This window comes from Bifidobacterium sp. W8114 (genome assembly GCF_016101165.1).
Classification (GTDB): domain Bacteria; phylum Actinomycetota; class Actinomycetes; order Actinomycetales; family Bifidobacteriaceae; genus Bombiscardovia; species Bombiscardovia asteroides.
In genome coordinates, this window is record NZ_JACFRA010000005.1 from 61,556 (window position 1) to 73,498 (window position 11,943).

At 58.7% G+C, this 11,943-nt stretch carries 9 protein-coding genes; 4 read left to right on the forward strand and 5 right to left on the reverse strand.

Translation table 11 applies throughout. From position 1 onward, the window contains the following. Positions 1 to 161 precede the first annotated feature (161 nt). The 5 genes from nhaC to H3T89_RS07710 form a co-directional block, all read right to left on the reverse strand. Positions 162 to 1,643: a Na+/H+ antiporter NhaC gene (gene nhaC / locus H3T89_RS07690; protein ID WP_198216717.1), complete on the reverse strand. Its 1,482-nt coding sequence runs from the start codon at positions 1,641 to 1,643 to the stop codon at positions 162 to 164. Between the two features lie 7 nt (positions 1,644 to 1,650). After that, positions 1,651 to 2,823, reverse strand: a complete 1,173-nt coding sequence (locus tag H3T89_RS07695) for a MalY/PatB family protein (RefSeq protein WP_015021082.1) — start codon at positions 2,821 to 2,823, stop codon at positions 1,651 to 1,653. Between the two features lie 100 nt (positions 2,824 to 2,923). Beyond that, positions 2,924 to 3,751: a helix-turn-helix transcriptional regulator gene (locus tag H3T89_RS07700; protein WP_198216718.1), complete on the reverse strand. Its 828-nt coding sequence runs from the start codon at positions 3,749 to 3,751 to the stop codon at positions 2,924 to 2,926. A gap of 760 nt (positions 3,752 to 4,511) precedes the next feature. Then, complete coding sequence (locus H3T89_RS07705) at positions 4,512 to 6,260, reverse strand: amino acid ABC transporter ATP-binding/permease protein (protein WP_198216719.1); 1,749 nt, start codon at positions 6,258 to 6,260, stop codon at positions 4,512 to 4,514. Further along, on the reverse strand, positions 6,244 to 8,124 hold the full coding sequence (locus H3T89_RS07710; RefSeq protein WP_198216720.1) for an ABC transporter ATP-binding protein/permease: 1,881 nt from the start codon (positions 8,122 to 8,124) through the stop codon (positions 6,244 to 6,246). Before H3T89_RS07710 ends, H3T89_RS07705 begins: the two co-directional genes overlap by 17 nt. 219 nt (positions 8,125 to 8,343) lie before the next feature. Between H3T89_RS07710 and H3T89_RS07715 the strand changes: the two genes are divergently transcribed. From H3T89_RS07715 to H3T89_RS07730, 4 genes are all read left to right on the forward strand, one after another. Further along, entirely contained in the window at positions 8,344 to 8,952 is a 609-nt protein-coding gene (locus H3T89_RS07715) for an MptD family putative ECF transporter S component (protein WP_198216721.1), read from the forward strand. After that, positions 8,949 to 9,647 carry an energy-coupling factor transporter transmembrane component T gene (locus H3T89_RS07720; protein ID WP_198216722.1) on the forward strand — a complete coding sequence of 233 codons (699 nt, stop codon included), beginning with the start codon at positions 8,949 to 8,951 and terminating at the stop codon, positions 9,645 to 9,647. Before H3T89_RS07715 ends, H3T89_RS07720 begins: the two co-directional genes overlap by 4 nt. Continuing rightward, positions 9,625 to 11,076: an ABC transporter ATP-binding protein gene (locus H3T89_RS07725; protein WP_198216723.1), complete on the forward strand. Its 1,452-nt coding sequence runs from the start codon at positions 9,625 to 9,627 to the stop codon at positions 11,074 to 11,076. The genes H3T89_RS07720 and H3T89_RS07725 overlap by 23 nt, the downstream gene beginning before the upstream one ends. Positions 11,077 to 11,240: 164 nt before the next feature. Beyond that, positions 11,241 to 11,942 (forward strand): ABC transporter ATP-binding protein, encoded by a 702-nt coding sequence (locus H3T89_RS07730; protein ID WP_198216729.1) that lies wholly within the window; start codon positions 11,241 to 11,243, stop codon positions 11,940 to 11,942. The last annotated feature ends 1 nt before the right edge of the window (position 11,943 follow it).

Genomic DNA, 11,943 nt, shown 5'->3' on the forward strand with positions numbered 1-11,943 from the left:
GCCAATGTGACCAACCCCCTTTTGACTTTGTACCTACAATGCTAATTACATATAAGCATGTGTCAATTTATTTCGTGTTCTCTTTTATCCGCCAACAAGAAAAGCGCCACAACAGGCATTGCCCGGTTGTGGCGCTGATTAGCTATAGCAGGGAAAATGCTCTACGCTTCCTTCTCCTTATCCAGCTCGGCGAGCATGGTCTTCTGCTCATCCGGTGTCAGCTTGCGAATGCCGATTCCAGTGTATCCCCAGATGGTGGCGAAAATCACACCGGTCCAGCAGAGGATTGCCCAAGGCATATAAGAGAGCGTAGGTACGCCCAAGGTGGCCGCCATATAGGCGCCAGCGGCTGTCCAAGGCAGGATCGGCTCGAATATGGTGCCGGAATCCTCTATGCTTCGACCAAGATTGCAGGGATGCAGACCTCGGCGAATGTAGGCAGGCCTCAGCAGCTCGCCAGGCAGTAGGAGGGAGACCTGGCCGTTGCAGGTGGTGGATATGGTCAGGATGCCGGTCAGCAGGGTGACGACAATCAATGAGCCGGTGCTCTTGCTGATCTTGAGCAGGGATTCCACGATCTTGTTCAAAGCTCCGGAGGCCGAAAGCACCCCTGCGAAGGACAGGGCACAGAATGCAATCAGGAGGGTGCTCATCATGCTCTCCATACCGCCCCGGTTCAGCAGACTGGTGATGTCCTTGGCTGCGGGACCCAAGTTGAAGCCCCTGGGAAGCATAGAGGTGTCGAATCCGTTGACAATCGCGTTAAATGCGTTGGTGACAGAGAAATGTTGGATGACGACGGCATTGAACATGGCGACCACCGACGAGAGCAGCATGACCGGGATGGTCGGCTTCTTCCATGCAGACCCGATCAGGATGATCAGGAGGGGTATAAGCAGCATGACCACGTTCCAGGTGAAGGCCTGCGAAAGCGTGTTATTCATCTCGGCAACCTTGTCAAAGCCGCTGCCACCTGTGGACTGGACACCACGGCCCGCCACAAACATGACTATCGCTGACACCAGCAGGGAGGGGAAGGTTGTCCACAACAGGTGCTTCATATGCGTGAACACATTCACATGGGTGATGGCTGCAGCCAGGTTGGTATCTCCGGACAGAGGGGAAAGTTTATCCCCGAAATAGGCGCCACTAACCACTGCACCAGCGACGATGGCAGGATTGATGCCTTCCATGCCCAGCGCCACTCCCATAAAGGCCACGCCAATGGTACCTGCTGAACCCCAGGAGGTTCCCGTGCAGACCGAAGTGATAGCCGTGACCAGCAGGGCCGTCAGATAGAGGTACTGGGGCGATACGATCTTGAGACCGAAGTAGACCATCATCGGAATGGTTCCGCCAATCATCCAGGACCCGATAAGCATGCCCACCACTATTAGAATCAGCAAAGCTGGCATGATCCCAGCAATCTTCTCGGCTATGGTGTTGAGCATCTCATCGTAACCGTGACCGAGCATGTAGGCAATGATTGCTGCTACCACGGCAGCCAGGATAAGCATCGGCTCAGCGGGAAGTTCCAGCCAGATGGCTCCAACCCCCATGAACACCGCCATAGCAATAATTGGGGTCAGCGCCAAGAGCAGTGAGGGGGAGCGCTGCTCCCTTTGTTTCTTTTCCTTCGTCATTGCAAGGTTACCTTTCCGTTGAAGTGCCAAGCGCCCGATTCATACGCGACAGGGCCTTGGTCAGAATCGGCGTAGTTGTTGCCAGGTTGATGCGCACAAAGCCGCTGCCACCCTGGCCGAAGTCAGTCCCCGGATCCAGCATCAGACCCTGTTTAGCCAGCCGCTTTTCGATTTCCTCATCCTCGAGTCCAAGCCCTCTCATATCTATCCAGGCCAGGTAGGTGCCTTCAGGTTCAATCAGCTTCACACCATCCATCCCGGCAACGCAGTCTCGCAAAAAATCAGTGTGCCTCTCAATCTCGGTCAGAAGCTCATCCAGCCAGTCTGCGCAATGGTCGTATCCCGCTTGAGTAGCAACTTGTGCAAAATAGCGGGGATTATGGCAGCCGGCATCATCAATGGCCTTCTCCACCTTGTGCCGTAGATCAGCGTCAGGAACGACGATATTGGCCGTTTCCAGCCCAGCGATGTTGAAGGTTTTGCCCGGAGAGGTAAAGGAGATGCCTCCAGCCGCTTCGGGCGACGAAATCAGATAAGGCTGAAATCGATATCCTGAATGGATCAGATCGGCATGGAACTCATCTGAGATGACCAGAACATTATGCTTGGCAGCAGCCTTGGCCACTTTGGCCAGTTCGTCTCGGGTCCATACGCGACCAGTGGGATTATGCGGATTGGTGATTACCAGCGCACTAGCTTGGTCAAGCAGGCCTCCAAGGGCATCAAAGTCGAATCGGTATTTTCCTTGTCCGTCCATCTTGAGCAGCCACGGAAGAACCTTGCACCCTGCAGCCTTAATCGCCGTTGGGGTGGGCGAGTATGCAGGATAAGGAACGATTACCGAACAGGCGGGCGGTAGAGCCTCCCTGAGTATGGCAGGCAAGGATTCCACCATTCTGCCTACCGGCACCAGACTGGCTGGACTAATCTGCCAACCATGGCGCCTTTTGAACCAGTCGCACACTGATTGTCTATATGAGGCGTCCAGGTAGGTGTAGCAGAAATCGCCCACCTGAGCACGCTTGACCACGGCCTGGACCAAAGGGTCCGGGGCTTTGAAATCCATGTCTGCCACCGACAGGGATATGGCGTCGTCACCGCAGATGCGATGTGCGTCATCCCAGCGGATACTGTGTATTCTTCCCAGATCCTGGGTTGAAACGGGATGTAGAAGACCCATAATTACATCTATTCCCTTCTTTACAACTATGTTGGATTCTTGCCTTCATTGGCAATGTGATCCTCAGAGGCCACCATGACCTCGATAGTGCTTCCCCCGTTTATTGCTTTTTCTTATCTTTGACGGAGGTCGTCTCCTCTATTTCTTTGAGATAGTTGTAGACGGTGAACCGTGAAATCTGCAAGCGGTCGGCCAAGGTCTCAGCCGCATCTCGCAGGAAGAAAAAGCCCTGCTCTTTGGCTTGTCTTATCACCTCCTTTTTATGACTTTTTGTCATGAGTTCAACGGGCACACCCTGGCTGGCAACAGCACGATCAAGCACGATATTCGCCAAGTCGTCAAGGTTGTGGACGAAGGCTTCACCCGCAGAATTCGCTTCAGCCGAGTCCGTTCCACGACTTATCTGCCCTGTCTCGAATCCAGTCTTTTTTCCGATGCCATACCGTTGGTTCTGATCCAAATCTTTATCAAAATCAACTTCCAACTCTGGTTCAGAACTTGCATCGATACTGCCGTAGAGCATTTGTTGGCATATTTTCAGAAGCCCGGACCAGATTTCGACGCTACTGTTGATGCATAAGGCAGCGACCGGCTCCCCTTGGCTATCCTTGACGGCTATAGTGGCACAACGAATCCGACGCCCGTCAGGCAGAACAGAGCTGTAGTTGACCATGGTGCGCACCCAACCCTCAGCCAGCTGCTTAAGTAGAACATCGGTGGCCGGATCGCCAACCTTGCGACCAGTCAAACCTCCTGCAATAGCGACGATGGTGGTGGGTACCTGCGAAAGATCATGCACTACAACCTCGCAGTCCGGCATCAGCGAGGCCAGTGGCTCCACCAGTTGGGCCAAGGATTGGATTATCAGGGCACGCTCTGCGCTGTCCTGCGCCTTAAGGCTGCGTGCCGATTGTGCATCGTTGCTCATACATCATGTCTTTCGTGAAGTACCTGAAGATAGTATAACCAATTAATAAACATTTTGTTGAGTGATTCTATAATTTGTTTATTTATTTCTGTAATTTTTGTGAATTCACAATCTTGATGGGGAATGTTCATCTATTCAAACCATTGAAAATCCAGCTGTTCAACCACGAAGCAGATAGTGTTGAGCACAAGGTGGTGGGACATCCATAATCTGCAGATAGGAAACCAAAGTAACCAACTAGACCCTTGATAGGAGCTTCAGGATATCGAAAAAGCGACGCTCTGCCGGGAATCCAACAAGCTCTAATTCCCAAAGTAAGTTGTCGAAGACCATCTACTCGACTGCTGGGGTCCATGCCAAGCTGACCTGAAAGCTGGCTTCCGCCTATTAATTAGTGAAGCAAGTCGGTAAAGCGATAACTGTACTGATAGACTTAGTTATCTCAACTCTACCGCAAGGAACCCTTTACTTTTCAGCTGTTCCAAGACTGCTGGGGTCCATGAACCAGACTTGTAGAGGAAGCTGATAGATATACCACTACCCCGGATGAGAGCGGACACCTGTTTTACTGAACCTATTTTTCTCCGAACTAACTCCAACTACGCTCCCCATTTGCGGAGTCGGCAGAAAGAATCCGCGCCCAGAATCTTTCATTAAATGTGCCATGCCGATTTGATTTGAATTGTTTCGACAGCAACATAGCTGCGAGCAACAATTCGAACCGGCACTATAAATTGCATCTCATTCTTTATGCAGATGCTCAGGCAGAGACTAGCCTTCCGTCCTGCAGCGTCAGCAGCCGGTCAGCTCGGGCAAGGACCGAGGAACGATGGGAGACAATCAGACAGGTACGGTCGCCCTTCTGCTCGATCAGCCTGGTCAAGACCCGGCCCTCCAAGAGAGCGTCCATGTTGCTGGTTGGCTCATCCAGGAGCATGAAAGGCGCTGAGCTCAGGAAGGCACGAGCCAGAGCCACCCTTTGCCGCTGCCCCTCAGACAGGTCGGAGCCGTTGTCAGCCAACAGATGATCCAAGCCGTCGGGCAGCTGGTCGATCAAATCATCCAGGCAAGCGTCATGAGCAGCCTGCTCAATATCCGCCCTACTGGCATCGGGCCGGGCCAAGGCGATGTTATCCACCAAAGTGAGACCGAATATGTAGGTGTCCTGGCTCACCAGAGCCTGCTGGGCGCGCAGGTCGGCGGTGCGGATGGTTTCGATAGGTAGACCGGAGACGGTCAGGCTCCCGCCGCTGCGCTCCTGGAACCGCATCAGCAAGTCGATCAGGGTGGACTTACCGACTCCATTGGCCCCCTGGATGCCAATCAATTCGCCAGGTTTGATGGAAAGATCCAGATTATCCAAAACCGAGATTCGACCGCCATGTTCACCCGAGTGAGTCTTGCCCGGGTCAGTCTTGCCAGCATAGGAGAAGGAAACCGCCTTGGCCTCTTCTCCAGTGAACTCCGTCAGGGGATTCCCATGATTGGATTCCACCTCACGCACAGGCGGCTCCTTGTCCAAAAGCGCGAAGACCCGCCTGGCAGCAGCCAGAGTAGGCTGCAGGCCGGCGCCTAGCCGGGCCACAGGTATCAAGGAAGCGAAGGAAGAGAGGAAACCGACCAGTCCGATCATCCCACGAGCCGGATCCACCAACCCTGCCGAACCTAGGTGGCAGGCCATCAGCGTGAAGACTCCAGCGCAGATCAGAGTGACCACGTTGGTGACCATATCGTTGGCGATGGTCCGCCCAGAGGTACGTCCCCGTGCATCCAGCATCTGGTCCGTAGCGGCTCCCACCAGACGACGGGTATTCCCAAGAGCGCCCAGCCCCGCCAGTTCGGTACGGCCCTGCAGGGTCTCCAGAAGAAGGGAATGCAGGTTGGCTTGGGCCGTTCGCTCCTGCATGGCTACCTTGAAAGTGGGCCTTGCACTCAGGATGGGGATGAGCAGACCGACAATCAAATAGGAGCCGAGGGCGGCCAGGCCCATCCAGGGCGAGAGCCAGGTGAGCAGGGCCAGGTTGGCCAAGGAGGTCACCAGGGCGATGGCGATGGGCGAAAGGGTGTGGGCGTAGAAAATCTCCAGCAGCTCGATGTCGTTGGTGATCACGGTCACCATGTCCCCGCGCGCCTGGTCTCGCAGACCGGCCGGGGCCAGGGAGCGCATCTTGTCGAAGACCGTCGTGCGGATGTCGCGGAGCATACTGAAGGCCATCTCATGGTTGTAGTACTGCTCTCCATAGGCCATAACCCCTCTGCTGAGAGCAGTCAGGACCGCCACCAGAGCCCAGACGACCCACTGGCCATTCAGCGGCGGCCAGTCCGTGACCAGACCGATCAAGGCCGCAGCGGCTGCCATCATGCTCCAGACCGCGAAGAGGTGACCCAGGCTGCCACAGAGGATGGCTTTGCCCTCCGTACCAGCCAGAGGCTTCATCAGCCGGGCCATGCGGCGCATCATCGTCAGATTGCCGGTCGTCTGCTGCATGTCGTCACTCCCCGTCCTCATACTGGGCCTGCTCCTTCCACTGGGCCGCAAATCCGCCCCCGGCATCCATCAGTTCACGGAAGCCACCACTTTCCATCAGACGACCCCCTTGCAAGAAGAGAATGGCATCGGCATTACGAACCCCGGCCAGGCGGTGGGTGATGGTCAGGACAAGGGACTCCTTGCCCAGCGCGTCCATCAAGGCGGCCAGAGTGGCGTCATGTTCACGGTCCACGGCACTGGTAGCCTCGTCGAAGATGTAGACGGGGGAACGTCGCAGGAGTCCGCGGGCAATGGACAGGCGCTGGCGCTGCCCTCCGGAGAGGTTGCCTCCCTCAGGATCAATGGGAGCATTCAGCCCGCCCTTGCTCTGGACAAGACCGGTCAGGCCGACCTGGTCCAGCGCATCCTGCAGCTCCCAATCCGAATAGCCCAGTCCGGCCGGGTCCAGATTCGACCTGATGGTTCCGGTGAAGAGGTGATCGGTTCCCCGAACCACGGTCTGCAGGCCGACCAGGTCCTCGCGTGACAGGTCGCTGATCTGGCGCCCGCCAATGGACAGCTCTCCGGCATACTCCTGAAGGCGCCCGGACAGCAGGCCCGCCAAGGTGCTCTTGCCGGAGCCCGAAGCGCCGACCAAGCCCACATGTCCCTTGGCAGGCAGATCGAAGTTCAGATCGGTCAGAGCCTGGAAGCCATCAGGATAGGTGTAGGTCAAATCGCGAGCGCTGATGCCTAGCGAATCATCGCCAGACATATCCGCCTGATCTGCCTGCTCCGAAGCGGATTCCGAGTCAGACTCCCGAACTGCTTCCTCAGAAGTTTCGAGACTCGCGTCCGGAGCCGTCTCCGAACCCGTACTCTTGCATGACTCAGGAGTCGTCTCTGGAGCCGCTGACTTCCCGTCACCCTCCTGCCGCGCTTGGAGAATATCGTCGATGGCCTTGCCCTGCTTGATGGCGACCATGCCGGAATGCATCATATAGACCAGCTGCCGCTCAGGGGCGAAGAGCCGGACGCCAGCCAGGGCGACAACCAGGCAGGACAGCACTCGAGAGGGCCCACCCTGCCCGATCAGGACCGTTGCCGCGACCGCCAAAATAAGACTGGTGTAGATAACCACGTCGGCCTTGATCAGCGAGCGCAGCTGCCCTCCCAGGACCCCCATGGTTATCCGGCGGAACCCCTCGGACTCCTCGGCCAGATCGTCGGCCTGCCGCTGGTCTGCCCCGAAGATCTTCAGGGTGTTGAGCCCCCTCAGGGCATGCTCGAAGTGGACGCCGACCTTGTCGTACTTGCGCAGCTGACCCAGCTGCACCTTGATGTTCTCGCCCATAGTGGGCTTGGAAGCCGGGGGCAGGGCCACCATGCCAATCACGACGATCACCGCAGCCAGCGGACTGACAGGCAGGAGGACAGCCAGCGCCACGACCAGCATCAGGACGGTCTGGACCAGGGCCGGAATATAGGCCGTGAAATAGGAAACGACCGACTTGACCCCCTCGGTCGAAAGCCTGGCCAGGGTCTGCGCCGGAACGCCCAGGTCGTCCTCCTGGCGATTGGGGTCGAACACGGATAGGTACAGGGCCTGGGAGAGCGCCTTGCCCATCCCATCAGCCAGCCGGGCGCTTACGGACCTGGCGATCGCCTGAGTCAGGAACCGAACCAGGATCAGCCCGCCTATCAAGACCGCCAGAGGCCCGGGCCGATTAGGCACCCAAGCAAGGGCATGAGGAACAGCCAGGCCAAGGGAACGGCCCACGGCCGCGACGGCCACCGGCAGGAGGAGGACCTCCGCCAACGCACCGATCGTCTGCAGGAGGGCCAGCAGGAGGCTGGCGCCCATCCTGGCTCCCGGTAGATGAAGTAGTCGCTTGCTGATCATGCCTGTCCTCCGTGCCGCCTTTCTGATACGCCCCTATCAGTGGACACTAACAAAATCCTCGCGCGCCAGGCAATACCCTGATTGTGAAGCCCTGGCAAGGGACATAAAAAAATATCATTTACTTTCCCTCCCGGTCCTCCTAGACTTGACAGCACAACCTGACATCGGCGGATATGGCCTAGGGCCGAGCGACCGCCACCCGGATGGGAGCGATCCTTTATGAAAGCACTGAAGACAAAAGACCTGGTCAACGTCGGCATTTTCACGGCCCTCTACTTCGTCAGCATGGCGGTGGGCAACTTCATCACCGTCTTCCTGGCTGGCCTGGTCATGCCCGGTCTGTCCTCCCTCTTCATCCCCGCTGTGGTGGGGCTGGTCTCCGGCCCGGTCTACATGCTGATGATCCGCCGCGTGCCCAGGTTCGGGGCCATCACCATCGTCGGCGTCATCATGGGCCTCTTCCTGCTGGTCTTCGGCCACTTCGCCCTCTCCTTCATCCCCTACGCCTTCTGCGGCCTGCTGGCTGACCTGGTTCAGTCCTCGCTCAGGGAGAGCCGTCCCAACCTGGCCCGCTACCTGAGCTACGTCATCCTCACCTTCGGCTGCACCGGCCCAGTTCTGCCCCTCTGGTTCATGAAGGACGCCTATGTGGCCAGCCTGGTCCGCCGCGGCAAGAGCCAGGAGTACATCGACGGGGTCTTCGCGCCCATCACCGGAGCCACCTTCCTGGTCTGCATTCTGGCCACTCTGGTCGGCGCCCTGCTTGGGGCATGGATAGGCGCCAAGATCGTCGACAGGCATTTCAACCGGATACCCGCCAAGCAATGAGGCCCATCTCCATCTACACCAGATTCCTGCTGGTCATCTTCGCCAACGCCCTGATTTTCGTCACCCTGCCCACCCCGCTGGTCCTGGCCATCAACATCTACTTCTGCAGCTTCCAGGTCATCGTGGGCAGGGTCAGGAAGGGCCAGGCCTGGCTTCTGGTCTGTCTGGTATTCGCCCTGGGCGCCTCCCTGGCCATGGTCTTCCCCGAGAACCTGCCGGGGCACTACCTGCTCTTCCTCTTCGTCGGCGTGGGCAGGATCCTCCCCCTGGTGCTGGTTGCGGCCTTCATGATGGGCACCACCAAGGTCTCTGAGCTGGTCTACCTGCTGCGCAAGATCCACGCACCCCAGTGGCTGGTCATCCCGGTAAGCGTCCTCTTCCGCTTCTTCCCGACCGTCAGGCACGACTATGCCCAGATCAGGCGGGCCATGAAATTCAGGGGGATCGCGGTCACCACCGGAGACATGGTCCGGCATCCGATGCGAACCATGGAGTACATCTACGTCCCCCTGCTCAACAACGCCACCAACGTGGCCTCCGACCTGACCTCGGCTGCCCTGACCAGGGGGATTGGCGACCCCGGACCCAAGACCTCCATCCAACGGATTGCCTTCACCAGACTGGATGCGCTCATGTGTGCCCTGGGTCTGGTCCTTATGGGATGTGGAGCCTATGTTGCAATGTTCCAGGCTTAGCTTCACCTACGAGGGCGCCAGCAGGCCTTCCCTCGAAGAGGTCTCCTGCCGGATGGACCGAGGCCGACTGACCGTGGTCACCGGACCGAGCGGATGCGGCAAGACCACCCTTTCCAGGGTCATCAACGGCCTGATTCCCGAACTCTATGAGGGCAAGCTGGAGGGAGAGTGCCTGATCGGGGACGAGCCCACCACGGCCCGGCCCATCTACCGGCTTTCGGAACAGGTGGGGTCGGTCTTCCAGAACCCCAAGACCCAGTTCTTCACCACCGATGTCCGCAGCGAACTGGCCTTCCCCCTGGAGAACACCGGGGTCCAGCCGGAAGCCATCCGTGAGCGTATAGATCAGGTGGCCGACCTTTTCGGCATTACCCCACTCATGGACCGAGACATCTTTTCCCTGTCCGGGGGCGAGAAGCAGATGATCGCCATCGCCTCCTCCTGCATGATGGACCCGGAGATTTTGGTCCTGGACGAGCCCTCCGGCAATCTGGACGTGGAAGCGGTGGCCAGCCTGGCGCAGATTCTGGGCCGCTTGAAGGACCGGGGCCTGACCATGGTCCTGATCGAGCACCGCCTCTACTACCTGGACGGCCTGGCCGACGACTTCCTGGTCATGGAGGACGGCAGGCTGGCGGAGCACCTGACTCCGGCCGCTATGAGGGGGCTGGATGGCCCAAGCCGCCAGGCCATGGGGCTGCGGGCCCTGAATCTGGACGCGACCGAGAATGCGAGCGCCCCAGCCAGGGTCACTACCGAGAAGACCCCCGACCTCTTGCGGGTCAGGAACCTAACCTATGCCTACCACCACGACCAGGATCCTGCCCTGGATGTGGACGACCTGACCCTGTCCAGCGACGACATCACCGGCATCATCGGCCGCAACGGTGCCGGCAAGAGCACCTTCGCCTCCGTCCTGACCGGACTGCTCAAGCCTGGCGACAGGTCGGAGATCAGCCTGAATGGGACGAAGCAGACCGTCAGGGAGCGCGTCGAGGACTCCTATATGGTCTTCCAGGATGTCAACTACCAGCTCTTCAGCGAGACCGTGGAGGGCGAGATGCTCCTTGGAGCCAGGCGGACCGACCTCTTCGAGGAAGTAGCGCGAAAGCTGGACCTGGAGCGGCTCCTGGGCCGGCACCCCAACACCCTCTCCGGCGGGGAGAAGCAGCGGGTGGCCATCGCGGCCGCCATACTGTCGGGCAAGCGCCTGGTGGTGCTGGACGAGCCCACCAGCGGCCTGGACCTGCTCCACATGAACCAGGTGACCGGGATGATCCGCTACATGCGCTTCCTGGGGGTCATGGTGATCGTCATCTCACACGACCAGGAGTTCCTGGCCCAGACCTGCCAGCGGTTCATCACCTTCCGCCAGGGCAGACCGGTCAGGGACAGCCGCAAACTGGGCAACCTCCTGCAAGCCCTCTGAACCTCCGAACCCTTGCAAGGTCGGCGAACATGACGCCTCCCGGCAGGCGGTTCTCCTGTGCTCCGGACCCCACAAACGTATACAGTAGTGGGGAAAAGAGCATCAGGAGGGCGTCCCTTGCGTCGGACGACCCCGCCGCACAGCCAGGGTTACGAGAGGGCATGATGGGCTATATCGACGTCATCGGAGAGACGAAACGGTATGTGACCGGCGAGACGACCATCGTGGCCAACAATGAGGTCACCTTCTCCATCGAGAAGGGCGAGCTGGTGGTCATCCTCGGCGCCTCGGGCGCGGGCAAGTCGACCGTGCTGAACATTCTGGGCGGTATGGACACCTGCAACGAGGGCCAGGTGATCGTGGACGGGAAGGATATCGCCGGCTACGACGCCCGGCAGCTGACCACCTACCGCCGCTACGACGTGGGATTCGTCTTCCAGTTCTACAACCTGGTGGCCAATCTGACCGCCAGGGAGAACGTAGAACTGGCCTCGGAGATCGTGGACGACGCCGCTGACCCGGTCCAGACCCTGGTCGACGTGGGCCTGGGCGACCGGATTGACAACTTCCCCGCCCAGCTTTCCGGTGGTGAGCAACAGCGGGTGGCCATCGCCCGGGCCGTGGCCAAGAACCCCAAGATCCTGCTCTGTGACGAACCCACCGGAGCCTTGGACTACCGGACCGGCAAGCAGGTGCTTCGCATCCTCCAAGACCAGTGCCGCAAGAATGGCGCTACCGTGGTCATCGTCACCCACAACGCGGCCATCGCCCCCATCGCCGACAGGGTCATCCGCATGCACGACGCCCGGGTCCAGGCCGTGCAGACCAATGACAGCCCCGAAGACATCGAAAACGTGGAGTGGTGAG